The following is a 24,147-nucleotide window of genomic DNA, read 5'->3' on the forward strand; positions in this document are numbered from 1 at the left end:
ACCGCGCATGGTCTGGGGATAGGCATGAACGGTCAGGAAGGTGACGCCGAGCTTGGTCAGCGACTCGACGCCCTCGGTCACGGTGTTGCCGATGTCGTGCAGCTTCAGATCGAGGAAGACCTTCTTGCCCTCGGCGACGAGCTGGCGGGCGAGATCGAGTCCGCCGGCGAAGGCCAGACGGTAGCCGATCTTGTAGAAGGTCGCGCCGTCACCGAGCGTCGAGACGATCGTGTAGGCGTCCCAGATCGTCGGCACATCCAGCGCGACGATCAGGCGGTCGCGTATGTCGTTGATCTTCTGCATCCTCGCAGCCTTCCTCGCCTGGTCCGGACTGCGGCGAGGAAGGGCCACGATTCGGACCCGGATGCAAGTTCGCGGACCATCCATGGCAGCGTCCGGCGTTCCCCCATGTTGGCGCGCGTCCGCTTGTCAGGAAGAACGTTTGCACTATCGTCAGGCCTGTCGCCGCCGATGGTGGAGTCTCGCCATGTCGATCTGGATCGAATTCAGCAGCCCCATCGGCAAATGGTGCGAAGCGGAGTCGGTTTCAACCGGCATGTCGTCCCGGGCCGCGGCGGGCGGCCCGCCGCGCAAGGCTCAGTCCAGCGACGTTTCGGTGTCGAAGGCGACCGACGATTTGTCGAGCACATTGTGGCTTCACGCCGCCAAGGGAACCCTGTTCGCGCTGGTGACCATCGAATTCTACAAGACGCAGAGCGACATCCTCTATCTCTCCTATGCGCTGAAGGATGTCCTGATCACCTCGATGTCCAGCAGCGGTGGCGGACGCAGCCGCCCCATGGAGAGCCTGAGCCTGTCGGCAGGGGCCATCTCCTGGCAGTATTTCAAGAGCGACGACTGACAGCAGTCCTTCAGGCCGAGTCCTGCAAGACCTGCGCGAAGACCTCGGCCCAGACATCGGGCGTCTGCGCGCCGGAGACCGCGAGCTTGCCGTCGACGATGAAGAACGGCACGCCGGTGACGCCGACCTGCTGGGCATGGGCTTCGAGCCCGATGATGGTCTCGCGCAGCTCGCCATTGGCGAGTTCGTCGCGAGCCGCCTGCTCGTCGAAGCCCTGCTCCACCGCGATCTGGACCAGGGTCTCGACATCGCCGATGTCGCGGCCATCCTGCCAATAAGCCTTGAACAGCGCCGCCTTCATGTCGCCACCGCGCTGGACGGTCGAGGCGGCTGCGACCAGCATGTGGGCCATGCGCGTGTTGACGCTCTTCGTGACGCGGGCCCAGTTGAAGGTGACGCCGCTTTCGAGCGCTGCCTCCGACAAGCGCAGTTCGATTTCACGGCGCTTGCCGGCACCGAATTTCGCGTCGAGATACTGCGTGCGATCCATGCCCTCGGCCGGCATGTCCGGGTTGAGCTCGTAGGGCAGCCAGGTGACGGCGACGCGCTCGGTCAGGCCATGGCGGGCGAGCGCGGTCTCGAACCTGGCCTTGCCGATGAAGCACCAGGGGCAGGCGAGATCGGAGACGATCGCGATCGGCAGTTTCTCTTGCATGGTCATGTCCTTCGGAGTTCGCCGACAGCCGCGTTCAACCGGGCGGATAGCGGTGCTGCTCGCCATGGCGGTCTTCGGCGAAGGCCTCGGCGCCCGGAGCCCCGCAGGCCGACAGGAAGGCGGGTCCGACGGGAATCTTTCCCGCCCCCCCGGGAATGTCGAGGATATAGGTCGGCTGGCACAGGCCGGAAAGATGACCTCGCAGGCTTTTGACGAGGGCCTGCCCCTCCTCCAGCGAGAGGCGGAACCGCGCGGTGCCAGGCGCGAGATCGGGATGATGCAGGTAATAGGGCTTCACCCGGTTCTCGACGAAGGCGCGCATCAGTGCGGACAGCGTCGCGACATCGGCATTGACGCCCTTGAGGAGCACGCTCTGGCTGATCAGGACATGGCCGGCATCGGCCAGTCGTGCCAGGGCCGCCCGGGCCTCGTCGGTGAACTCGCGCGGATGGTTGGCATGGATCGCGATGTAGCTCGCCTTGCCCGGCACACGCAGCGCCCGGGCATAGTCGACGGTGATCCGGCCGGGGTCGACGATCGGCACGCGCGTATGCCAGCGCGCGACCTTGATATGCGGGATCGCGGCGAGGCGCCTCGCGATCTCGTGCACGCGGCGCGCCGAGAGGATCAGCGGGTCGCCACCCGTCATGATGACCTCCCAGATCTCCTTGTGCTCCGCGAGATAGGCCAGCGCCGCGTCGAGCCTGTCGCCGGTCAATGCCTCGCCACCGGGACCGACCATTTCGCGCCGGAAGCAGAAGCGGCAATAGACCGGGCAGGCATGGACCAGCTTGAGCAAGGCGCGGTCCGGGTAGCGATGGACCACGCCCTCGACCGGCGAATGCGCCTCGTCGCCGATCGGATCGGCGATCTCCTGCGGCAGGGTGACGAGCTCGGCGGGATCGGGGATGAACTGGCGTGCGATCGGATCGGCCGCATTGGCCGGGTCGATCAGCGCGGCCATGGCCGGAGTCACCGAAACCGCATAGCGCCCGGCAACGGCCTCGAGCGACGCGCGCCGCTCAGGTGCGACGACGCCGGCGTCAATGAGCGCGCTGACGCTGCGCAGCGGCTGGCCTCCGGGGGGCTGGTGGACTGTCATGCCCCTCCCCTGCCCGGTTCCGCGACCGGCGTCCAGAGCACGTCCTCGATCCGGCGGGCGCCGGTGCAGAGCATGACCAGCCGGTCGAAACCGAGCGCGATGCCGCTTGCCTGCGGCATCGCGGCGAGAGCGGTAAGGAAATCCTCGTCGATCGGATAGCGCTCGCCATAGATGCGCGCCTTCTCGTCCATGTCGGCCTCGAAGCGGCGGCGCTGCTCGGCCGGGTCGGTCAGTTCGCCGAAGGCGTTGGCGAGTTCGACACCGCAGGCATACAGCTCGAAACGTTCGGCCACGCGCGGGTCGCCGGGCTTCGGGCGCGCCAGCGCGGCCTCCGAGATCGGGTATTCGCAGAGGATGGTGGCGTGGCCCCGGCCCAGATGCGGCTCGATCTTCTCGGACAGCACGCGACTAAAGATGTCAGACCAGGTATCATCGTCGGCAACGCGGATGCCGGCTTCCAACGCATCGGCGGCGAGCCCGCCCCGGTCGACATCGTGGTCGGCCGTCACGGTCCGGAGCAGATCGATGCCGGCATGTCGCTTGAAAGCCTCCTGCAGGGTCAGGCGCTCGGGCTCGGCCAAAGGATCGGCCTCGATGCCGCGCCAGCGCAGCATGGTCGCACCGGCGGCCCGCGCCGCCTCCGCCAGAAGGGCCGCACTGTCTGCCATCAGCGTCTCGTAGTCCTCCCCGGCGCGATACCATTCCAGCATCGTGAATTCGGGGTGATGCAAAGCGGTGCGCTCGCGATTGCGGAAGACACGGGCGAAGTCGAAGATGCGCGCCTCGCCGGCCGCCAGCAGCTTCTTGGCAGCGAATTCGGGCGAGGTGTGCAGGTAATAGGGATGGCTTTGGCCGGCATCGTCGATCAGCGTCGTGCCGAAGCCGTGCAGATGCGTCTCGTTGCCGGGCGAAAGTTGCAGGATCGCCGCCTCGACCTCGACGAAGTCGCGCGCCTCGAACCAGCGCCGGAACGCCGCCTTGATGCGGCCCCGCGCCAGCAGCGCCGGGCGACGGTCGGCGTGGATGTCGGGCCGCCAGAAGGGCGGCATGTCATTTTTCATCGTCTCAAGGTCGGAACGTCTGCAAGCTTCCGTTTCGCCTGCGAATGCGGTAGTTGCGCGGCAACGAATTCGCACAAGGCGCGCAGGCGCAGCGCAAGCTTAAGGACAAGCCACGTGGTCAAGGTCATCGCATCCTCCGTTCGCAAGGGCAATGTGCTCGAGCTCGACGGTCATCTCTGCTCGGTTCTCTCGGCCGAAAGCTTCTTCCCCGGCAAGGGCACACCGACGACGCAGATCGACATGCGCCGCATCCATGACGGCACCAAGATGACGCAGCGCTACAAGACGACCGAACAGGTCGAGCGCGCCTATGTCGAGGATCGCGACTTCACCTATCTCTACCAGGACGGCGAGCAGTACATCTTCATGAACCCCGAGACCTTCGACCAGATCAATGTCGACGGCGACGTGGTTGGCAACATGTCTCCCTATCTGCAGGAAGGCATGAAGGTCTCCCTCTCGGTGTTCGAGGACAAGGCCGTAGCGATCGAGCTGCCGCAGCGCGTCGTCTGCGAGGTCGCCGAGACCGAGCCGGTGACCAAGGGCCAGACCGCCTCTTCGTCCTACAAGCCGGCGATCCTGACCAATGGCGTGCGCACCGCAGTGCCGCCGCATATCGGGCCTGGCGTGCGCATCGTCGTGATGACGGAAGACGGCTCCTATGTGGAGCGCGCCAAGGATTGACGGCCGGCCGCTGGTGTAAACGCCGGCGGGGCTTGTTATATGCGCGACGCGACGGGCCCTTTCCGGGCCCGTTTTCGTTTCGAGGACAAGCCCCATGACACTCACCACCCGCGCCGTTCTCTCCGGTGTCACGCAGACGCTTCAGGCGCTCGACGCCATTCTGGACAAGGCCGTCGAGCAAGCCACGGAACGCAAGATCGACCCGGCCGTGCTTTTGTCCTCGCGGCTGGCGCCGGACATGCTGCCATTCACCCGGCAGATTCAGCTCGCCTGCGACTTCGCCAAGAACGCGGTCGCCCGCGTCGGCGGCGGCGAGAATCCGAAATTCCCCGATGAGGAAACCACCGTCCCCGAACTCAAGGCGCGCATCGCCAAGGTGCTGGCCTTCGTCGCGGCGGCCGATGACGCAGCGCTCGATGCCGGCCTCGCCAAGGACGTGACCTTCCCGCGCGGCGCCTCGGCCACGGTGACGATGACGGGGCTGAATTACCTGACCCGCTTTGCCCTGCCGAACTTCTATTTCCACGCGGCGACCGCCCACGGCATCCTGCGCGAGAACGGTATCCAGATCGGCAAGGGCGATTTCCTCAAGGGCGTTTTCGACATCTGAGCGGGTCGCCCTTGAAACCGCCGCATTGCTCCCCCATATGAGCGGCATGGCGATGTCGAGGGCGTTCCACTGTCCTCCAGCGCCGCAGAAGACGGCCATGAGCCGAACGTTTGACGCCGGATGTACGCGCACCCGTTCAGGACATGGCCGTTGGTTCTTCCAGGGCCCGTAGCGGATTTCCGCTGCGGGTCTTTTCGTATCCGCCTCGCAAGGCGTGGATGCTCGGCACAAAGCTGACCATAGCGGGACGCGTTGTGCGTTCGGGCCGTCCGATGCTCAGGCCGTCAGGAACGGATTGTTCAGCCGTTCCTCGCCAAGCGTACCGGCCGGGCCGTGGCCGGGCAGGAACTGCACATCGTCGCCGAGCGGCAACAGCTTGGCCTTGATGCCCGCGATCAGCGTCTCATGGCTACCATAGGGAAAATCGCTCCGGCCGACCGAGCTGGCGAAGACCGTGTCGCCGGCGAGCAGGAAACGCAGGTCCCTCTGGAAGAAAGTGACGTGGCCCGGCGTATGGCCCGGCACATGCAGCACCGAGAAGCCGACATCGCCGATGGCGACCTCGTCGCCCTCAGCGAGCCAGCGCGTCGGCGTGACCGCGCGCATGTCGCGGATGTCGAAGCGCAGCCCCGCCGTCGGCAGATCGTCGAGCAGGAATTTGTCCGCTTCATGTGGTCCGATGATCGGGATCGACAGCGCCTCGGCAAGTTCGGTCGCCCCGCCGGCATGGTCGAGATGGCCGTGGGTCAGCCAGATCGCGGCCGGCGTGACGCCGATCTCCGTCAGCGCGCCCCGGATCAGCGGCACGTCGCCGCCGGGATCGACGATCGCGGCCTGCTTCGTCCTCGTGCACCAGATGATCGAGCAATTCTGCTGGAAGGGCGTCACCGGCACGATGGCGACGCCGAGAGGGGACTGGGGCTGTTCGGTCATGGCGTCTGTCTTTCTCTCGTGGATTCCGGCCGCGTGTTGCCACGCTTGCAATGAAGGCTTCTGCCCTCGGCGCTTGCCTCAGCGCTTGCCGCAGCGGCTGGCGAGCAGTGTGCGGTAATCCGCCAGTTCGGAATCCATCATGGCGACGTTCTGCTCGCGCTGTGCGCCGCTCTGGCAGGTCGCGAAGACGGACCGCGAACTCTGCAGGAAGCCGACATGCTCGCGCCAGGTCCGGCACTGCGTCGCCAGATCGGCATTGGCGGCAGCGGTAAGGCGTGTCTGCTGGCGACGCAACGCCCCCTCGTTCTGGAAGAGGTCGCGGGAGCAGGTCGCGGGCCGGCCCTGGGCCGGCGCCGGCTGCGGCGTCGCGAGCAGCACCAGTGCGAGACCGGCGAGGGCAAGCGTCCTCATCCGAGGTTCAACTCCTTGAAGAAGTCGTTGCCCTTGTCGTCGATGACGATGAAGGCCGGGAAATCCTCGACCTCGATGCGCCAGACCGCTTCCATGCCGAGTTCGGGATATTCCAGCACCTCGACTTTCCTGATGCAGTCCTGTGCCAGCCGCGCCGCCGGGCCGCCGATCGAGCCGAGATAGAAGCCACCATGCCTTTTGCACGCTTCCCTTACACTTGCAGAACGGTTGCCCTTGGCGAGCATCACCATCGAGCCCCCGAAGGACTGGAACTGGTCGACGAAGGAATCCATGCGCCCGGCCGTGGTCGGGCCGAAGGAGCCCGAGGCCATGCCGTCGGGCGTCTTGGCGGGGCCGGCATAATAGACCGGGTGGTTCTTGAGATAGTCGGGCATGCCCTGCTGGCTTTCGAGGCGCTCGCGGATCTTGGCATGGGCGGAATCGCGGGCGACGATGATGGTGCCGGTCAGCGAAAGCCGCGTCTTGACCGGATATTTCGTCAGCGTCGCGAGAATCTCGCTCATCGGCCGGTTGAGATCGACCTTGACGACATCGCCGCCGAGCGAGGCATCCTCGACCTCGGGCAGGTATTTCGACGGGTCCGTCTCCAGCGCCTCGAGGAAGATGCCGTCCTTGGTGATCTTGCCCTTGGCCTGTCGGTCGGCCGAGCAGGAGACGCCCAGCCCGATCGGCAGCGAGGCGCCATGGCGCGGCAGGCGGACGACGCGCACGTCATGGCAGAAATACTTGCCGCCGAACTGCGCACCGACGCCGAGCGCCTGCGTCATTCTGTGGACCTCCTCCTCCATCTCGATATCGCGGAAGGCATGGCCGGAGGCCGAGCCCTCGGTCGGCAGCGCGTCGAGATATTTCGTCGAAGCGAGCTTGACCGTCTTCAGGTTCTGCTCGGCCGAGGTGCCGCCGATGACGATGGCGAGGTGATAGGGCGGGCAGGCGGCGGTGCCCAGCGTCAGTATCTTCTCCTTCAGGAAGGCCATCATGCGATCCTTCGTCAGCAGCGAAGGCGTCGCCTGGAACAGGAAGGTCTTGTTGGCTGAGCCGCCGCCCTTGGCGACGAAGAGAAATTTGTAGGCATCCTCCCCCTCGGCATAGATGTCGATCTGCGCCGGGAGGTTGGTCGCGGTGTTCTTCTCCTCGAACATCGAGAGCGGTGCGACCTGCGAATAGCGCAGGTTGCGCTTGAAATAGGCGTCCGCGACGCCCTCGCCCAAGGCCTGCTCATCCTGCCCTTCGGTCCAGACCATGCGGCCCTTCTTGCCCATGATGATGGCGGTGCCGGTGTCCTGGCACATGGGCAGCACGCCGCCGGCGGCGATATTGGCGTTCTTGAGCAGGTCGTAGGCGACGAACTTGTCGTTCGATGTCGCCTCGGGGTCGTCGAGGATCTTCGAGAGCTGGGCGAGATGGCCGGGCCGCAGCAGATGGTTGATGTCGATGAAGGCCTGTTCGCTGAGGCGGCGGATCGCCTCGCGGGAGACGCTCAGGACCTCGCGATCGCCCAGCTTCTCGACCGAGACACCTTCGCTCCCGAGCTTGCGATAGGGCGTGTTGTCCTCACCGAGGGGAAAGAGATCGACATGGGTATAGGCCATCGGCGGCACTCCGGCATTGAACGGCCTCCTCCGGACCGGCGGGAAGAAGGATCGCCGGATCGAATAGACGATGTTGCGATCTGGTCAAATGCGAGAGATGGCCGCGGAGACCCGACCTCCATCACAGAGCCGGCAGTGCCTTGCGATGGATTGCGGGTCGGCGTGGCCCCGTCGCTCATCCCGGATGACGGCGCCGATGCGGGACGCCCCCCCGCGAGGCCTAGGCCGCCTTTGCCGCCGATTCCGCCAGGACGGCGTAGATTGCGGCCGGGTCTCGGATGCTGCGGACCTGTTCGAGCACGGCCTGATTGCGCAGCACGCGGGCGACGCGCGCCAGCGCCTTGAGATGGTCGGCGCCAGCACCTTCGGGCGCGATCAAAACGAAGATGATGTCGACCGGTTGCCCGTCGAGCGCATCGAAATCGATGGGCTTGTCGGCCCGGGCGAAAAGCCCGACGAGACGGTCGATGCCCGGCATACGGCCATGCGGAATCGCGATGCCGTCGCCGATGCCGGTCGAGCCCAGGCGTTCACGCTGGAGCAGCGACTCGTAGAGATCGCGCTCGGGCAGGCCGGTGACCTGGGCCGCGTGCTGGGCCAGTTCGTGCAGCGCCTGCTTCTTGCCATGGGCCCGCAGCGGGGAGATCACCGCTGCGGGGGTCAGGAGATCGATCAGCGTCATGCGCCAGTCCATGCATGTCCCATGCCGCTCTCGAAGAGCCTTGCGGCAGGGGCAGGTTCGGGGGCCGCGCGGTCGCCCGCCAGACCTACGACAATGCGGACGGCGGATCGATCCAGCCGATATTGCCGTCGCGGCGGCGGTATACGACGTTCGTCCGGCCATTGCCAGCATGGCGGAAGATCACCACCGGCGCTCCCGTCAGGTCGAGCTCCGCCACCGCGTCGCCAACCGTCATCACATGCAGGGATTTGGTCGATTCGGCGACGATCACCGGGTTGTCGCCGGCCCCTTCGAGCTCGAACTCCTCGATTTCCTCATCGGGAGCGGCAATCACATAGCTGGGGATTTCGACCGGCGGTTCGCGGCCGTTCGCAGAGGCCGAGCGGTCCTTGAGACGGCGCTTGTAGCGGCGCAGCCGCTTTTCGATGCGCTCCGCCATCTTGTCGAGGCTGGCATAGGCGTCATGCGCCGTTCCCGAGGCCTCGAGCGTGATTCCGGACGACAGATGCAGCACGCCATCCGTCTTGAAGGCCGTTCCGTCCTTTCCGACGGTGACATGACCCTGATAGCCGCCCTCGTAATATTTGCCGAGAGCGGCGGCGACCCGTGCCTCGGCCTGGCCGCGCAGGGCCTCGCCGACATCGAGATTCTTGCCGGAGATTCGCAAGCTCATGGAGTGCTTCCCCTTCTTTTAGCCATGGCCAGGAGATCGGCCATCCATAGGAGCTAAGAACTGGCTACCGGGTATGTCAATGACATGGGCCAAAGCTTCATGGCTGCCGTGCGCCAGGCTCAGCGACTGCCCATCGCCATGGCGACCTTCTCGCGCCGGCGCTCCATGGAGGATGGAATCCGCAGGGATTCCCGGTATTTCGCCACGGTACGGCGGGCGATATCGATGCCGCCGGCCTTGAGCCGCGCGACGATCGCATCGTCGGAGAGGACATCGGCCGGGGCCTCGTCATCGATCATCTGCCTGATGCGGAAGCGCACCGCCTCGGCCGAGTGCGCCTCGCCATAGCCCGTGGCGGCGATCGCGGCCGAGAAGAAGTACTTCATCTCGAAGACGCCGCGAGAGCAGATCAGGTACTTGTTCGAGGTCACGCGCGAGACGGTCGATTCATGCATGCCGATCGCATCCGCCACGGTCTTCAGGTTCAGCGGGCGCAGATGCTCGACGCCATGGGCGAAGAAGCCGTCCTGCTGGCGGACGATTTCGCTCGCCACCTTCAGGATGGTGCGGGCGCGCTGCTCCAGCGAGCGCGTCAGCCAGTTCGCCGTCTGCAGGCATTCGGCGATGAAGGCCTTGTCCTCGTCGTTGCGCGCCGCCTTGGAGACGCGGGCATGATAGGTCTGGTTGATCAGCACGCGCGGCAGCGTGTCGGGGTTGAGGTCGACCAGCCAGGAGCCATCCGGTGCGGCGCGGATGAAGACGTCCGGCACCACGGTCTCGGCGGTCGAGCCGCCGAAGCCGCGGCCGGGCTTCGGATCGAGCCGCCGGATCTCGGCGACCATGTCGGCGATATCCTCGTCATCGACGCCGCAGAGCCGCTTCAGCGCGACGAAATCGCGCTTGGCGACCAGGTGAAGATTGGCGACGAGCGCCTGCATCGCCGGGTCGAAACGGTCGCGATCGCGAAGCTGGATCGACAGGCATTCGCAGACGTCGCGCGCCGCCACGCCGGAGGGGTCGAAGCCCTGGACGATGCGGAGCACGCCCTCGACCCGGGCGACCGGGACGCCGAGCCGCTCCGCGATGCCGGAAATGGGCTCGCCGAGATAACCGGAATCGTCGACCGCATCGATGAGGTGGCGGCCGATCAGGCGGTCGGCCGGCTCATGGACCGCGAGGTCGAGCTGCGTGCTGAGATGGTCGTGCAGCGAGGCTTCCACCGTCAGGCTGCTCTCGAAGCCCTCCGGCCCCTCCTCGAAGGAGCCGCCCGAACCGCCATAGGCGCCGCCGATGATCGGCAGGCTGTCGGCGCCGCGCGTATCGAGCCGCGCCACGCTCGGCTGCTCGCCCTGGAAGACGTTGTCGAGCCCGGTGCCGAGGCGGGTCTCCATGCCCTCCTGGCTGTTCAGACTCTCGGCGCGGGCATAGGTCTCGGGGTCGGCGGCATGGGCATCGTCGCCGCCATTGGCTTGAAACGGGCCGTCCGAGGCGTCGTCGCGCTCCAGCAGCGGGTTGCGCTCAAGTTCGCCCTCGACGAAATTCTGCAATTCGAGATGCGACAATTGCAGAAGCTTGATCGCCTGCAGCAGCTGCGGCGTCATCACCAGGGACTGGCCCTGGCGCAGCTCCATGCGTGGCATCATCGCCATTGCGGCATCGATCCTTTCATGTCAGCGCGCCATTTCGGCACACTTCTTGCTTGGACGACAGACTAGCGCCGTCCGACGGGCGCGTCAAAGCCTTGCCTCATCATTGTGCAGGGAAATTAATGCACCGCAACATGAGCAGGATGCAGGCAGCCGGATTTCGGCGCCGGCAGCGGCGCATGCGGGCTTTCCATGAGGATCCGGCCAGGACGCCACGCGGCGAAGAGCCGCGCCTGCGGGCGTGGCTCCGGAGAGCCGCGAAATTCCGACGCTAAAGCCGGAAATCCTCGCCGAGATAGACGCGGCGGACATCGGCATTGGCGATGATCTCGGCCGGGGAGCCCTCGGTCAGCACGCGGCCCGAATGGATGATATAGGCGCGGTCGACGAGCCCGAGCGTCTCGCGGACATTGTGGTCCGTGATCAGAACGCCGATGCCGCGATCGGTGAGCTGGCGCACCAGTGCCTGGATGTCACCCACGGCGATGGGGTCGATGCCCGCGAAGGGCTCGTCGAGCAGGATGAAGGAGGGCTTACCGGCGAGCGCCCGCGCGATCTCGCAGCGGCGCCGCTCGCCGCCCGAAAGGGCGATCGAGGGCGCCTTGCGCAAGCGGGCGATGTTGAATTCCTCGAGCAGGGTGTCGAGCTGGCGCTCGCGGCTCTTGCGATTGGGCTCCACCACCTCGAGCACCGCACGGATATTGTCCTCGACGCTGAGACCGCGAAAGATCGAGGCCTCCTGCGGCAGGTAGCCGATGCCGAGGCGGGCGCGCTGGTACATCGGCAACTGCGTGATGTCGTTGCCCTCGAGCGAGATCGTGCCGAGATCGGCCGCGACCAGGCCGGTGATCATGTAGAAGATCGTGGTCTTGCCGGCGCCGTTGGGGCCAAGCAGCCCGACGGCCTCGCCCTGGCGAAGATAGAGGCTCGCATCGGTGACGACCGTGCGGTCGCCATAGCTCTTGCGCAGGCCCCTGACGGCCAGGACGCCGGGGCCGCCGATCGCAGCGGCTTCCGAGGCGCTGGACGCATCGCTGCTGTCGCCGCCACCGAAACGGCCGAACAGGCGGGCGAACGCGCCTGCGCCGCGCTGCTGGGTCGGCGCCGGCGCGCGGCTGGGCTCCGTGTCGGATTGCGGCATGTCGGAGATCGTCACTGCGGTGAACTGCGCCTGGTCTGGAGTTGCTGTCGGCCGTCGCCGTGAACCGCGCCGGAGAGACGCGACCCGGGCCGGCTAGTTGGTCGGCGTCGCCGGCTTGGCAGGTGTGGCGCCCGCGGCGGGCTTCGCCCCCGGCTTGTTGGCGTCGGCGGAGTTCGGCACGAAGAAGCCCTGGACGCGACCGCCCTTGTTGGTCTCGACATTGGCGATGCCGGTGACGGTGTTGTAGGTCAGCTTCTCGCCGCGCGTGATGTTGGGGCCGTCGTTCAGCGCGACATTGCCCGTCATGATCACCTGATTATTGGCGCGGTCGAAGACGGCATTGTCAGAGGTCGCGGCCTGCGTCTTTGAGACGACGGTGACCGGCCCCTTGCATTCGATGCGCTTGATCGAGCTGTCGTTCGACTGGCCGGGCGCCGCCGCGGCAGCCGGCGCGGCCGGCGCAGCGGCCGCGGGCTTTGCTCCCGCGCCGGTCTGCCCGCCGCGTCCTTCGTAGAACACGGTCATGATCGAGCAGCGGACCGTGGTCTCGCCCTGGACGGCAACGACATTGCCGCTGAACACGGCGCGGTTGTCCTTGTCGAGCACGTCGAGCTTGTCCGCGTCGATCTTGATCGGCTCCTTGCTGTCGCCGCCGAGGCCTCCGAGCGGGGAGTTCGCGCCACCGCCACGGCCACGCCCCTGCGCGAAGCCATCCTGCGGCAGAAAGACTAGCAGGGCGGCCGCGACGGCCGCTAGCGCGGCGGCCTGCCGGGAGACGGCGCCGAAACGCGCGAGGCTCAAAGGGCGAATGGCTGGCTGCATTGTCACTCTATGACCCCGTTCGGCTGGCTGCCCGTCGACGACGCCTCGCCGGATAGCGGAGAGCGCCCAGGCGCGAGCAGTTCTGGCGCAGGCGTACTGCCTTCACGCTCCGGGCCTGCGATCACGCCGGCGGGCGCATTCGGAATATAGGCGCGGACACGGCCCTGGAAAACGATCAGTGCGCCATTGTCCTTCACGTCGAGCGAGTCGGCATCGACCGTGGTGGTACCGAGGATGACCTTCACCGGCTCCTTCGAGACCACCGTCCCGCCCTTGAAATCGACGTCGGCGGTCCGCATGCGAATATCGTAGCCGCCTTCGGTCTTGACCCGGACATCGTCGACGAGACGCAGCTTCTCCTTCTGCGTGTCGAAGAGGCCTGTCTTGGCGTTCACCGTGACCCAGCCCTCGCGCTCCATCTGCAGCCGGGCCGTCAGCGTCTGCAGTTCGATCTGCGTCGGATTTCGGATCTCCTGAAGCGCCGCCTCGGCGGTGACCTCATAGGGACGGTTGTCCTTGCGGTAGCCCGAGAGGCGCGGCGTATCCATCTTCACCTTGCCGCCGGAGATGCCGACAGCGCCGAGCGACAGGTTGGCGACGCCGCGCAGCGGATTGAGGAAGGGCGCCACGATCAGCACAAGCACCGCAACGGCGGCACTGATCGGGATCGCGCGACGCAGAAAGCGCACCAGCATCGTGTGCCGGCGCGCGGAACCGAAGGCCGCCTGCCGGCGTGCCATGGGCCCATCGGGGCGGGCGGCCCAGTCATTCGATGTCATCGCCACAGTCATGTCCCGCGCAATGGCAGTCGCTAACGGTTTTTTCGTGTCTTCCGACGCGCGCCCCCGCGCCGGCTACCCACCGTCAGACCGACGCAAGAAGGCCTGCTGACAGACGCAAGAAGGCCTGGAATTTGTCAAGTGTGAGCAAAAATGTCGTTCTCGGGCCAGCCTGCCAGATCGAGCTCGGCGCGGAAGGGCAGGAAGTCGAAACAGGCCCTGGCGAGATCGGTGCGGCCCTCGCGGGTGAGCATCATCTCGAGCCGTGCATGCAACGCGTGCAGGTGCAGCACATCCGATGCCGCATAGGTGAGCTGGGCATCGCTCAGTGCGTCGGCGCCCCAATCGGAGGATTGCTGCTGCTTCGAGAGCTCGATGCCGAGCAGTTCGCGTACCAGATCCTTGAGCCCATGCCGGTCGGTATAGGTGCGGGTCAGCTTCGACGCGATCTTGGTGCAGTAGACCGGGCCGGTGACGACACCGAAGGCCTTGCGCAGCACCGCAATATCGAATCGCGCGAAATGGAACAGCTTGAGGACCGCCGGGTCTTCCAGAAGCCGGATCAGATTAGCCGGACGCTCGGCGCCCTTCGGGATCTGCACGACATCGGCTGTGCCGTCGCCGCGGGAAAGCTGAACCACGCAGAGGCGGTCCCGGTGCGGGTTGAGCCCGAGCGTCTCGGTGTCGATCGCGACGCTTGCGCCGGCGTCGAAGCCGTCGGGCAGGTCGCCGCGATGGAAACGGATGGTCATGTCGCAAACCTCGCTCGGGCGCTTGCACGCCCCTCAAACCGGATGCAGCCACGGCCGCACCACGTCTCAGACCCGTCTGCGGAATGCCGACATCTGCCGCCGCAGCTAGCGGCGCGGGCCGCGGCGTTCAAGCCTTTTCTGCGGCGCAAGGCGCCGGGTGCATGTTAACCCTTTATTCACCATATCCTTCCAGCGCCGGCCGCGGCATGCGAGACAAGGGACATCGGAGCCTGACCCATGTCCTTCATCCGCCTTTTTGCCGACTTCGACGGACGCATCGGCCTCGGCCGCTTCTGGCTGGGGAGCGCGACGGTGGCGCTCGCTTTGCTCGCAATCCAGCATGTCGCCCCGGCCCTGTTCTTCTTCCAGGCAGAGAAGGTCGTCGCCTTCGCCAGCGCTTTCGCTCTGTTTCCCTGGGCGGCCCTCGCGGCCAAGCGCGCCACGGATCGCGGCAGCGCGCCGCTCTACGGCATTGTCCTGATCTGCGCGATCGTCCTGCCCGACCAGGTCAAGCCCTGGCTGCCCTACGCCTGGGCGCCCTCGCTCGACACAGTCTCGCTGATCGCCTGGCTGTTCGCGCTGGTCGATCTCGGCCTGATGCCTTCGGCGCGCGGCCTGCAGCCGCTTGCGGCGGACGGCACCGATGCTAAAGCGGACGCATGGACACAGCCTCGCTCCCACGCCCCGACCTCGATCCCCTCGACCCCGTCGCCCTGACGCAGGCACTGATCCGCTGCCCCTCGGTAACGCCGCATGATGGCGGCGCGCTGGCCCTGCTCGGCGCCGTGCTTTCGCGCGAAGGCTACAGCGTCGAGCGGCCCGTCTTCAGCGCGCCCGGCATGCCCGACATCGAAAACCTCTATGCGCGCATCGGCACGGAAGGCCCGGTCTTCGTCATAGCAGGTCATACCGATGTCGTGCCGGTCGGCGATGCGGCGGCCTGGACGCGTGACCCCTTCGGCGGAGCCGTCGCCGACGGCATGCTCCATGGGCGCGGCGCCTGCGACATGAAGGGCGGGCTCGCCGCGATGATGGCGGCCGCCCTGCGCTTCCGCCGCGAGAACCCGGACGCACCCGGCTCGATCGCCTTCCTCGTCACCGGCGATGAGGAAGGCCCCGCCGTGAACGGCACGGTCAAGCTGCTCGACTGGGCGCATGAACGCGGCGAACGCTTCGATCATTGCCTGCTCGGCGAGCCGACCAACCCGGCCTCGATGAGCGACATGATCAAGATCGGCCGGCGCGGTTCGCTGACCGGCCGCCTGACCGTCAACGGCAAGCAGGGCCATGTCGGCTATCCCCATCTCGCCGACAATCCGATCCGCGGCATGGTCCGCTTGCTGGCGGCGCTGGACGCGACGCCGCTCGACCGGGGTACCGCCCATTTCGACCCGAGCAATCTCGAGGTCACGACGCTCGATGTCGGCAATCCGGCGACGAATGTCGTGCCCGCCCAGGCCAAGGCGGTGTTCAACATCCGCTTCAACGATGTCTGGACACCCGACACGCTCGCGGCCGAGATCGAGCGGCGGCTGCACGAGGCCGCGGGGAATTTCGTGCGTTACGAAATCAGCGTCGACCCGACCAATTCGGTCGCCTTCCTGACCCAGCCCGGCCCCTTCGTCGCGATGGTCGCCGATGCGGTCGAGGCCGAGACGGGCAAGCGGCCGGCGCTCTCGACCACCGGCGGCACCTCGGATGCGCGCTTCATCAAGAGCTACTGTCCGGTGGTCGAATACGGCGTCGTCGGCCAGACCATGCATCAGGTGAACGAATGCGTCGCGGTGGCGGATCTGCTGACGCTGGAGCGGATTACGCATCGGCTGTTGCGCAGTTATTTTGCAGTGCAGCATAGCCCTTGACGCCCGCGCCTGACGGGCCGATAGTCGCCTTAGACGAAAGTCTAAGGAGCTTGGCTCATGAGGCTTGCCGCTGAGGATGTGACGCGATCGTTGCGCGGGGCATGGCGCCTGATGACGCGCGGCTCCGAAGCACTGCAGGAACTCGACCTGTCGCGCGACGGCTTCTGGCGCTCTTTCCTCGCCTTCGCGCTGATGCTGCCGGCGACCGTCGCGATTCTGGCGGCCGTGCGCATCCTGGCCGGCCTGCCCAACACCGCGGGACTGTTCGCATCACCGCAACTGGTGATGGTGGTGATCGGCGCGGAATTTCTGGCTATTCTCGCGGTCCCTGCCCTGCTGATCGGGCTGGCTCCCGGCCTCGCCCACGCGCCGCGCTTCACCAGCTTCGTCATCGCCTGGAACTGGGCCGGCATCGTCTCGGCCAGCCTGATGGCCGTGCCGGCTGCCGTCTTCGCCATCGGCTGGTCGAATCCGGGCCTCGCCGGCGTTCAGGCACTGGCCTTCGGCCTGATCGTGCTCAGGCTGCGCTATTGCGTGGCCCGCGCCGCCTTCGGCGCGGAGAGCCGGATCGCCGCCCCGATCGTGCTCGCGAGCGTGGTCGCGGATTACGGCGTGGTGCGGCTCTTCGGGCTGCTGCCGCTCTGAAGCGTCCGCGTTCGCGCGACTGGTCTCACCCCGGACGCCTGCCTCAGTAATCCACCCCGGCCAGATACAGACCGCAGGGCGGCGCGAGCGCGGCACATTGCGAACGGTCGCGCGCGGCCAGAACCTTGCCCAGCCTGTTCTCCGGCCAGCGCCCCGCCCCGACCATCTTCAGGCAGCCGACGATCGAACGGACCTGATGATGGAGGAAGGAGCGGGCATGGACATAGACCACGATCTCGTCGCCCTCGCGGCGGACATCGAGCCGGTCCAGCGTCCGCATCGGGCTGTTGGCCTGGCATTCGGCCGCGCGGAAGGTGGTGAAGTCGTGATGGCCGAGCAAAGCCTTGGCCGAACGGTCCATCGCCTCGTGATCGAGTTTCACCGGAACGTGCCAGAGCCGGTCGCGATCGAGCGCCGGCTGCGCGCGCCGGTCGATGATGCGGTAGATGTAATAGCGCCGCTTTGCCGAGATGCGCGCGTCGAAATCGTCAGGCACCGCCTCGGCACTGACGACGGCCACCGGCAGGCGCTTGAGACGGGCGTTGCTGGCATCGCGCACCACATCGCTGCGCCACTCCTTGTCGAGATCGACATGGGCGACCTGATGCGTGGCATGGACGCCGGCATCGGTGCGCCCAGCGCAGTGCAGCCGCACGGCATGGCCGCAGAAGGCTTCAACCGCCTCCTCGACGCTCTGCTGCACGGAGGGCCCGTTGAGCTGGCGCTGCCAGCCCGAGAAGGGCGTACCGTCATATTCGATGACGAGCTTGTAGCGCGGCATCAGAGCCTGCCGCCGGAAAATGGGACGCGGTTTTCGGACAACGGCATGTTCCGCTAGAGCCTGCCGCCGGCGCCAAGCCTCGCACCGCGGAGGAACTCGGCCCCGCTGACCGGCCTGCCGCCAGCGCGCTGAACCTGGAGGAGCTTCACGGCGCCTTCGGCGCAGGCGACGGTGCCCTCGTCGTCGAGCAGCATGCCGGGTTCGGCCGCGCCGCCGGCAAGCGCCGTGCGCAGGATCTTGAGGCGCTCGGGACCCTTGCCCAGATCAACCTCGGCAAAGGCGCCCGGAAACGGGGCGAGCCCCCGCACCAGATCATGCACCTGCCTGGCCGGCCTGGCCCAGTTCAGCCTGGCCTCGGCATTGCCGATCTTGGCCGCATAAGTCACGCCCTCCTCCGGCTGCGGCGTGAAGCGCAAGGCCCCGCGCCCGAGCGCCGCCAGAGCGCGCACCATCAGATCAGCGCCAAGCGGGGCCAATTGGTCATGCAGGTCGCCCGCCGTCATGTCCGGGCCGATCTCCAGCCGCTCGACCATGGCGACGGGGCCAGTATCGAGCCCGGCTTCCATCTTCATGACGCAGACGCCGCTTTCGGCATCGCCCGCCATGACGGCGCGCTGGATCGGCGCCGCGCCGCGCCAGCGGGGCAGCAGCGAGGCATGCAGGTTGAGGCAGCCGAGTTCCGGCAGATCTAGGATCCCCTGGGGCAGGATCATGCCAAAGGCGACGACGACGGCGACGTCGGCCTCCTGGGAGGCGATCTGCGCGGCGACCTCGGCCGTCTTCAGCGTCGATGGCGTAAAGACCGGAATGCCGAAACGCTCGGCCGCCTTCTGCACCGGCGAGGGCTTGAGTTCCAGCCCGCGCCCGGCCTGGGCCGGCGCGCGCGTATAGCAGCTCACGACCTCGTAGCCCTGGCCGATGATCTCGGTGAGGGTCGGCACCGCGAAGTCGGGCGTACCCATGAAGATGACGCGCAAACTCATACGCTCGATGTTACCTCAAAATGCGTCGCCCCGGGCGACCGCAGGGAAACCCGGGCCCGCGTGCAAAAAGATGACCGCGCGCAAAACAGAAAAAGCTAGCCGTCGCGCCTGGCCTGTTTGGCGAAGCGCTTGGTGACGCGCTCGCGCTTGAGGCGCGAGAGATGGTCGATGAACAGCACGCCGTTGAGATGATCGATCTCGTGCTGCAGGCAGGTCGCGAGCAGCCCGTCGGCCGCGATCTCCTGCTGCTTGCCGTCGAGGTCGAGATAGCTGACCCTGACGGACGCCGGACGCTCGACCTCCTCGTAATATTCCGGAATCGAGAGGCAGCCTTCCTCGTAGATGCTGCGCTCCTCAGAGGACCAGGTGATCTGCGGGTTGATGAAAGCCATCGGATTGCGCGGCCGCGCATCGCGCTTCTCCTGGTCGGCCTCGACGCTCTCCTCGCCCTCGCTCTCCGCCTTGTCGCCCTCGGGAGCCTTGGCAACGTCGAGCGTCACCACGCGCCAGGGCACGCCGATCTGGATGGCCGCCAGGCCGATGCCCGGCGCGTCATACATCGTCTCGAACATGTCGGAGACGAGCGTGCGGATCTCGGGCGTGATCTCCTCGACCTGGGTCGAGACGAGGCGAAGCTGTGCATCGGGCAGGATGACGAGAGGGCGGATGGCCATGAAAGGGTTTCTGCGCAGGTTTTCGTGATGACCCGGCGACATAAGCCCTTGTGCGCAGCCGGTCAAACTGTTCCGCTTTCGTTCGAATTGATTCACCCGAATCGGTTAGGGTCTCGCCATGAAAGAGATCGCCTTCATCCTGCTCGACCGTCCGGTGACCTGGGCCGAGGCAGCCTTCGGCTTCGCGGGCCTCAGCGTCGCCCTGCTCATTCTTGTCGCCCTAAGTTCATGGCGCGGCAGCCGCAATCGCGCATTGGAGGCGGCGATCGCCGCCGAGCGGGCCCGCGAGATGGACGACAAGGTCGCCGAGATGAACCGGCTCCAGGCCGAGCTGACCGGGCGGATGCAGTCCATGGCCGAGATCCTCTCGACGCGGCAGGGCGACCTCGCGCGGCTGGTCGCCGACCGGATGGATGGCCTGCGCCAGCAGGTCGGCCAGGGTCTCGAACAGAATGTCCGCCAGACCTCCGAGAGCCTGGGCAAGCTGCAGGAGCGGCTGGCGGTGATCGATTCCGCCCAGAAGAACCTGACCAGCCTGACCTCGGAGGTCGTGACGCTTCGGGATGTGCTCTCCAACAAGCAGGCGCGCGGCGCCTATGGCCAGGGCCGGATGGAGGCGATCATCCGCGACGGGCTGCCGAGCGCGTTCTTTTCCTTCCAACCCCAGCTCTCCAATGGCAGGCGGCCCGACTGCATGGTGACCCTGCCCGGCGACGGGCGCGGCCTCGTGATCGACGCCAAGTTCCCGCTGGAGAGCTTCACGCAGCTTCGCGAGGCGCGAAGCGACGAGGCGCGCAAGGCTGCCGGGGCGCGCGTGCGCAATGATGTCGGCGTGCATGTGAAGGACATTGCCGAGCGCTATTTCCTGCCCGGCGAGACGCAGGACATGGCGCTGCTCTTCGTGCCCTCGGAATCGATCTATGCCGATCTGCACGAGCATTTCGACGACGTGATCCAGAAGGCGCACCGGGCCCGGATCATGATCGTCTCGCCCTCGCTGCTGGCGCTGGCGATCCAGCTCATGCAGTCGCTGGTGCGCGATGCCCGGATGCGCGAGGAGGCGCAGGTCATCCAGAGCGAGGTCGGCAAATTGCTGGCCGATGTCAGGCGGCTCGGCGAGCGGGCCGAGAAGCTCGAGCAGCATTTCCGCCAGGCGCAGGACGACGTCGCCGGCATCCGCACCTCTTCGGCCAAGATCGCCAGCCGCGGCGAGCGGATCGTGGCGCTCGACTTCGACGATGCGAAGGCCGAGCCGACACTGCCTTTCGCGCAGGGGCTGGCGTTGAAGAACGCAGCGGAGTGATCAGCCGACCGTGAGAGCCGCCGACAGCTCCGGCTTCACATTCAGCGTCTGGAAGACGACGCAGTAGCGCTCGGTGAGCTTCAGCAGGGTGTCGAGCTTCTCCTGCGGCGCGTCCGTCTCGACCTCGAAGGAGAGCCGGATCGCCTTGAAGCCTACGGCCGCATCCTTGGCGACGCCGAGCGTGCCGCGAAAATCGAGATCGCCCTCGGCGCGAACGATGCCCTTCTTCAGCTCGATCTCAAGCGCCGTCGCGACCGCCTTCAGGGTGACGCCGGCGCATGCGACCAGCGCCTCCAGCAGCATGTCGCCCGAGCACAGCTCGGCGCCGCTGCCGCCTGTCGCGGGATGCAGGCCGGCCAGCGCAATGGCGCGGCCGGTTTCGACCTTGCAGGCGATATGCTGGTCGTCCAGCTCGCCATGAGCCTTCAGCGTGACGATCGCCGCCTCGGGATCGGTGCGATAGGCATCCTTGAGGGGAGCCTGCAAGGCGCGGAGAGCTGTGACGTCCATGATCTTACCTCGATGTCGGATGGGCCGGTCAGGATCGCTGATAGAGCGTCGGGCGCCGGCAGGCCATCGCAAAGCGACGATAGCCTGCCGCCGTCACCACCACATGCCCGCCGTCTCGGCCGTCTTCTGCTGATGCGGGGCTTCGTCGCGCAGCGAACGGTCGAGGCTGCGCAGCACCTCGCGCTTGGCCGCCTCGAAGGCCGGCGAGAGCCGGTCGCGCGGGCGGGCCAGCGGGTTGTCGAACTCGTCGAAGATACGGCCGGGCTTGGGCTGCATCACCACGATGCGGTCGGCCAGCGTCACGGCCTCCTCGACGTCATGGGTGACCATCACCATGGTCGGCCGGCTTTCGGCCCAGAGCGCCAGCAGATGGCCGTGCAGGCTCGCGCGGGTCGTCGCATCCAGCGCCGAGAAGGGCTCGTCCATCAGGAGCAGCTTCGGCCGTGTCACCAGCGCACGCGCGATCGCGACGCGTTGCTGCTGACCACCGGAGAGTTCGCGCGGCCAGCGGCCCTGATGGCCGGCGAGACCGACGCGAACAAGCGCATTCGTCACCAGCCCCTCGCGCTCGAAGGCCGAGAGATGCGACAGGCCGAAACCGACATTCTCGGCAACCGAGAGCCAGGGAAACAGGCGTGGCTCCTGGAAGATGACGCCGACATCGGCGCGTGGCTCGGTGATCTGCTCACCGTTCAGCAGGATGCGCCCGGCACTCGGCCGGTCGAGCCCGGCGATCAACCGCAGCAAGGTCGTTTTGCCGCAGCCGGAGCCGCCGACCAGCGCCAGTATCTCGCCGGCGGCGACGTCGATGGTGACGGCCGACAGCGCCTGGGTGCCGTCGGCATAGGTTTTCGACAGGGTCTCGAAGCTCAGCATCGAGGGGGCTTTCTAAAGCGAGGGGACTTGCTAAAGCTTGTCGCGCGCCGTGTCCTGCCAGGCGAGAACCGGCCGCGTCAGAGCGACGAGCAGCCCGTCAGCCAGCTTGCCGAGCACGGCGAAGCTGATGATGGCCGCGATGATGGTGTCGGGGCGGCCGAGCTGCTGGCCGTCCACCAGGAGATAGCCGAGGCCTTCGCTCGCCCCCATGATCTCGGCCGCGACCACGAACATGAAGCCCAAGCCCAGCCCCGAGCGCAGCGCCGTGATCCAGGCCGGCAGGATCGCCGGCAGAAGCACGCGGCGCGCCATCGCCAGCCGGCGCAAACGAAAGACGCGGCCGACCTCGACGATCTTGCGGTCGATGCCCTGAATCGCGGCGGCGACGCCGAGATAGACGGGAAAGAACACGCCGACCGCGATGAGTGCGACCTTGGACGCCTCGAAGATCCCGAGCCAGAGGATGAAGAGCGGCACCCAGGCGATCGAGGGGATGGCGCGCAACGCCTGCAAGGTCGGGTCGAGGAGACCGCGCGCCCGAGGCAGGGCGCCGGTGACCGCACCGAGCAGCGTGCCTGCCGCGGCACCGAGACCAAAGCCGGCAGCGACCCGCCCGAGTGTCGCCGCTGCGTGGGTCAGCAGCTCGCCCGAGGCGGCAAGGCCCCAGAGGGTCTTGGCCACGACGCTGGGCGGCGGCATCAAGCGGCCATTGGCGAGGCCGGTCCTGACTGCGAACTCCCACAGGATCGCCAGGAAAACCGGCAAGGCGAAGCCGGCGAGCGCGAGGATCCGTCGGGGCGGTCGCGAGCGGGGGGGACCACCCTGCTCGCCGGCACCGGCCGTCTCGATGCCGAGCGCGCTCATCTCAGCCCTGCCGCCGTCAGTTGGTGGCGGCGAAGCGCCGGTCGAGCAGATCGTCAACGACGGCCTTCACATCCGTGGTCGCGGGCAGTACCCCGGCTTCCTTGAGGGCAAGGCCGGCGGCCAGGATCGTCTCGGCCTGGGCCTGGCCGATGGTCGAATGGGTCAGTTCCGTGCGGGTGAGCTGGCGCTCGATCACGGCGTCCGACAGCTTGGTGTAGGCGATCAGCGTCTTCTTCAGCTCGACCGGGTTGGCCAGCGAATAGGCCCGTGCCTCCTCATAGGCCGCCAGCACCTTGCGGACGAGGGCGGGATTGTCCTTGGCGAAGGCCTCGCGGACATTCAGCACGCCCCAGGTGTTGTCGGCCGCCTTGCGGTGGAACAGCCTGGCGCCGCTCTCGACTTCGGCGGCGGCCATCAGCGGGTCGAGCCCGGCCCAGGCCTCGACATCGCCGCGCTCCAGCGCGAGACGCCCATCGGCATGCTGCAGCAGGACGAGCTTGACGTCCTTCTCGGTCAGCTTGGCCTCGGCCAGCGCGCGGACGAGGAAGATATGCGGATCGGTGCCGCGGGTCACGGCGACGCGCTTGCCCTTGAGGTCGGCGACCTTGGTGATCTCGCTCTTGGCGCCGGTGACGAGCGCCGTCCATTCCGGCCGCGAATAGACGTAGATCGACTTGATCGGGTTGCCGTTGATCTTGCCGATCAGCGCCGCGGCACCCGCCGTCGAACCGAAATCGAGCGAGCCGGCATTGAGGAATTCGAGCGCCTTGTTCGACCCGGCGGACTGGACCCAGCGTACGGTGATGCCGTCCGCCGCCAGCGCCTTCTCCAGGATGCCGCTGTCCTTCAGCACGAGGCTGACGGGATTATAGGTCGCGTAATCGACCCGAATCTCCTTCGGAGCCTGGGCGAAGGCCTGCCCGGCGACAAAAGACAGCGAAGCGGCGAGGCTGGCGACGGCGAGGCGGCGGGAAATGGTCATCGTTGGTCCCTTTCGATGCGCGAAGGGACCCAGGCGACAGGCTGTCACCCATGCCCCACGCTTTAGCTGCACTTGTTTCGCGCCCGCAAGCTGGTGGCTCAAATCGGCGCGTATCCGCCTTGTAGGTCCATCCGTTCTGTATGTCAAACACTACGCCACAGAATGTTGAATTCATCATTTCACGCCTTCTGATGTTAAATGAAAGCGCTTTGCGAATCCCTCTCGCATGCTAACCAGCGAC

28 protein-coding genes (1 of these 28 cut by a window edge) are annotated in these 24,147 nt (G+C 66.7%); 7 read left to right on the forward strand and 21 right to left on the reverse strand.

Annotation, left to right across the window (positions count from 1 at the left end):
* Nucleotides 1-303 carry the beginning of an orotidine-5'-phosphate decarboxylase gene (gene pyrF, locus C8D03_RS03845; protein ID WP_108045080.1) on the reverse strand. The gene continues 402 nt to the left of window position 1, outside the view, so only the first 303 of its 705 coding nucleotides appear in the window; it begins with the start codon at nt 301-303; the stop codon falls past the left edge of the window.
* A gap of 184 nt (nt 304-487) precedes the next feature.
* Here pyrF and C8D03_RS26370 point away from each other — a divergent pair, with 184 nt between their 5' ends.
* Nucleotides 488-862, forward strand: coding sequence for a type VI secretion system tube protein Hcp (locus C8D03_RS26370; protein ID WP_181300646.1), 375 nt, complete (start codon nt 488-490; stop codon nt 860-862).
* Nucleotides 863-872: 10 nt separating this feature from the next.
* On the opposite strand, the gene C8D03_RS03855 is transcribed toward C8D03_RS26370, so the two are convergent.
* Genes C8D03_RS03855 through epmA form a run of 3 tightly spaced genes read right to left on the reverse strand, consistent with a single transcriptional unit; the run spans nt 873 to nt 3,680 of the window.
* Complete coding sequence (locus C8D03_RS03855; protein ID WP_181300648.1) at nt 873-1,517, reverse strand: DsbA family oxidoreductase; 645 nt, start codon at nt 1,515-1,517, stop codon at nt 873-875.
* A 34-nt stretch (nt 1,518-1,551) separates the two neighbouring features.
* Nucleotides 1,552-2,619: a lysine-2,3-aminomutase-like protein gene (locus C8D03_RS03860; RefSeq protein WP_108045083.1), complete on the reverse strand. Its 1,068-nt coding sequence runs from the start codon at nt 2,617-2,619 to the stop codon at nt 1,552-1,554.
* Complete coding sequence (gene epmA / locus C8D03_RS03865; RefSeq protein WP_108045084.1) at nt 2,616-3,680, reverse strand: EF-P lysine aminoacylase EpmA; 1,065 nt, start codon at nt 3,678-3,680, stop codon at nt 2,616-2,618. Before epmA ends, C8D03_RS03860 begins: the two co-directional genes overlap by 4 nt.
* A 114-nt stretch (nt 3,681-3,794) precedes the next feature.
* Between epmA and efp the strand changes: the two genes are divergently transcribed.
* Together efp and C8D03_RS03875 are read left to right on the forward strand one after the other, a co-directional pair.
* Complete coding sequence (gene efp / locus C8D03_RS03870) at nt 3,795-4,364, forward strand: elongation factor P (protein ID WP_108045085.1); 570 nt, start codon at nt 3,795-3,797, stop codon at nt 4,362-4,364.
* A 94-nt stretch (nt 4,365-4,458) separates the two neighbouring features.
* Entirely contained in the window at nt 4,459-4,974 is a 516-nt protein-coding gene (locus tag C8D03_RS03875; RefSeq protein WP_108045086.1) for a DUF1993 domain-containing protein, read from the forward strand.
* Nucleotides 4,975-5,250: 276 nt separating this feature from the next.
* Here C8D03_RS03875 and C8D03_RS03880 read toward each other — a convergent pair whose 3' ends face one another.
* From C8D03_RS03880 to C8D03_RS03925, 10 genes are all read right to left on the reverse strand, one after another.
* Complete coding sequence (locus C8D03_RS03880) at nt 5,251-5,907, reverse strand: MBL fold metallo-hydrolase (RefSeq protein WP_108045087.1); 657 nt, start codon at nt 5,905-5,907, stop codon at nt 5,251-5,253.
* A gap of 78 nt (nt 5,908-5,985) precedes the next feature.
* Nucleotides 5,986-6,318: a hypothetical protein gene (locus C8D03_RS03885; RefSeq protein ID WP_108045088.1), complete on the reverse strand. Its 333-nt coding sequence runs from the start codon at nt 6,316-6,318 to the stop codon at nt 5,986-5,988.
* Entirely contained in the window at nt 6,315-7,931 is a 1,617-nt protein-coding gene (locus tag C8D03_RS03890; RefSeq protein WP_108045089.1) for a fumarate hydratase, read from the reverse strand. The genes C8D03_RS03885 and C8D03_RS03890 overlap by 4 nt, the downstream gene beginning before the upstream one ends.
* Before the next feature lie 220 nt (nt 7,932-8,151).
* Nucleotides 8,152-8,613: a PTS IIA-like nitrogen regulatory protein PtsN gene (gene ptsN / locus C8D03_RS03895; RefSeq protein ID WP_108051177.1), complete on the reverse strand. Its 462-nt coding sequence runs from the start codon at nt 8,611-8,613 to the stop codon at nt 8,152-8,154.
* Between the two features lie 85 nt (nt 8,614-8,698).
* Complete coding sequence (gene hpf / locus C8D03_RS03900; protein ID WP_108045090.1) at nt 8,699-9,286, reverse strand: ribosome hibernation-promoting factor, HPF/YfiA family; 588 nt, start codon at nt 9,284-9,286, stop codon at nt 8,699-8,701.
* 119 nt (nt 9,287-9,405) lie between these two features.
* Nucleotides 9,406-10,935, reverse strand: a complete 1,530-nt coding sequence (gene rpoN, locus C8D03_RS03905; RefSeq protein ID WP_181300651.1) for an RNA polymerase factor sigma-54 — start codon at nt 10,933-10,935, stop codon at nt 9,406-9,408.
* A 268-nt stretch (nt 10,936-11,203) separates the two neighbouring features.
* Complete coding sequence (gene lptB / locus C8D03_RS03910; protein WP_108051179.1) at nt 11,204-12,073, reverse strand: LPS export ABC transporter ATP-binding protein; 870 nt, start codon at nt 12,071-12,073, stop codon at nt 11,204-11,206.
* A gap of 93 nt (nt 12,074-12,166) precedes the next feature.
* A complete protein-coding gene (locus tag C8D03_RS03915) occupies nt 12,167-12,895 on the reverse strand; it encodes an LptA/OstA family protein (RefSeq protein ID WP_108045092.1) in 729 nt (242 codons plus the stop codon).
* A 2-nt stretch (nt 12,896-12,897) separates the two neighbouring features.
* On the reverse strand, nt 12,898-13,635 hold the full coding sequence (lptC, locus tag C8D03_RS03920) for an LPS export ABC transporter periplasmic protein LptC (protein WP_181300653.1): 738 nt from the start codon (nt 13,633-13,635) through the stop codon (nt 12,898-12,900).
* A 176-nt stretch (nt 13,636-13,811) separates the two neighbouring features.
* Nucleotides 13,812-14,426 carry a ribonuclease D gene (locus C8D03_RS03925; protein ID WP_108045094.1) on the reverse strand — a complete coding sequence of 205 codons (615 nt, stop codon included), beginning with the start codon at nt 14,424-14,426 and terminating at the stop codon, nt 13,812-13,814.
* A gap of 237 nt (nt 14,427-14,663) precedes the next feature.
* Between C8D03_RS03925 and C8D03_RS03930 the strand changes: the two genes are divergently transcribed.
* From C8D03_RS03930 to C8D03_RS03940, 3 genes are read left to right on the forward strand one after another with little or no spacing between them, the layout of a single operon-like run.
* Nucleotides 14,664-15,143, forward strand: a complete 480-nt coding sequence (locus C8D03_RS03930; protein ID WP_108045095.1) for a DUF805 domain-containing protein — start codon at nt 14,664-14,666, stop codon at nt 15,141-15,143.
* Nucleotides 15,086-16,288: a succinyl-diaminopimelate desuccinylase gene (gene dapE / locus C8D03_RS03935; protein WP_108045096.1), complete on the forward strand. Its 1,203-nt coding sequence runs from the start codon at nt 15,086-15,088 to the stop codon at nt 16,286-16,288. Before C8D03_RS03930 ends, dapE begins: the two co-directional genes overlap by 58 nt.
* A gap of 57 nt (nt 16,289-16,345) precedes the next feature.
* A complete protein-coding gene (locus C8D03_RS03940; protein ID WP_146170074.1) occupies nt 16,346-16,933 on the forward strand; it encodes a hypothetical protein in 588 nt (195 codons plus the stop codon).
* A gap of 43 nt (nt 16,934-16,976) precedes the next feature.
* On the opposite strand, the gene truA is transcribed toward C8D03_RS03940, so the two are convergent.
* From truA to def, 3 genes are all read right to left on the reverse strand, one after another.
* Entirely contained in the window at nt 16,977-17,714 is a 738-nt protein-coding gene (truA, locus tag C8D03_RS03945) for a tRNA pseudouridine(38-40) synthase TruA (protein WP_108045098.1), read from the reverse strand.
* A gap of 53 nt (nt 17,715-17,767) precedes the next feature.
* Nucleotides 17,768-18,697 carry a methionyl-tRNA formyltransferase gene (fmt, locus tag C8D03_RS03950; RefSeq protein WP_108045099.1) on the reverse strand — a complete coding sequence of 310 codons (930 nt, stop codon included), beginning with the start codon at nt 18,695-18,697 and terminating at the stop codon, nt 17,768-17,770.
* A gap of 95 nt (nt 18,698-18,792) precedes the next feature.
* A complete protein-coding gene (def, locus tag C8D03_RS03955) occupies nt 18,793-19,371 on the reverse strand; it encodes a peptide deformylase (protein ID WP_108045100.1) in 579 nt (192 codons plus the stop codon).
* Between the two features lie 118 nt (nt 19,372-19,489).
* Between def and C8D03_RS03960 the strand changes: the two genes are divergently transcribed.
* Entirely contained in the window at nt 19,490-20,674 is a 1,185-nt protein-coding gene (locus tag C8D03_RS03960) for a DNA recombination protein RmuC (RefSeq protein WP_108045101.1), read from the forward strand.
* On the opposite strand, the gene C8D03_RS03965 is transcribed toward C8D03_RS03960, so the two are convergent.
* The 4 genes from C8D03_RS03965 to C8D03_RS03980 all read right to left on the reverse strand — a co-directional run bounded on the left by C8D03_RS03965 (nt 20,675) and on the right by C8D03_RS03980 (nt 23,906).
* Nucleotides 20,675-21,184 carry an OsmC family protein gene (locus tag C8D03_RS03965; protein ID WP_108045102.1) on the reverse strand — a complete coding sequence of 170 codons (510 nt, stop codon included), beginning with the start codon at nt 21,182-21,184 and terminating at the stop codon, nt 20,675-20,677.
* Nucleotides 21,185-21,277: 93 nt separating this feature from the next.
* A complete protein-coding gene (locus C8D03_RS03970; protein ID WP_108045103.1) occupies nt 21,278-22,060 on the reverse strand; it encodes an ABC transporter ATP-binding protein in 783 nt (260 codons plus the stop codon).
* Nucleotides 22,061-22,090: 30 nt separating this feature from the next.
* A complete protein-coding gene (locus C8D03_RS03975; RefSeq protein ID WP_108045104.1) occupies nt 22,091-22,924 on the reverse strand; it encodes an ABC transporter permease in 834 nt (277 codons plus the stop codon).
* 16 nt (nt 22,925-22,940) lie between these two features.
* The gene (locus C8D03_RS03980; RefSeq protein WP_108045105.1) at nt 22,941-23,906 is read right to left on the reverse strand and encodes an aliphatic sulfonate ABC transporter substrate-binding protein; all 966 of its coding nucleotides are present in this window, start codon (nt 23,904-23,906) and stop codon (nt 22,941-22,943) included.
* Between the last annotated feature and the right edge of the window lie 241 nt (nt 23,907-24,147).

Origin of the sequence: Bosea sp. 124 (assembly GCF_003046175.1) — a bacterium.
In the GTDB taxonomy this organism is placed as follows: Bacteria; Pseudomonadota; Alphaproteobacteria; order Rhizobiales; family Beijerinckiaceae; genus Allobosea.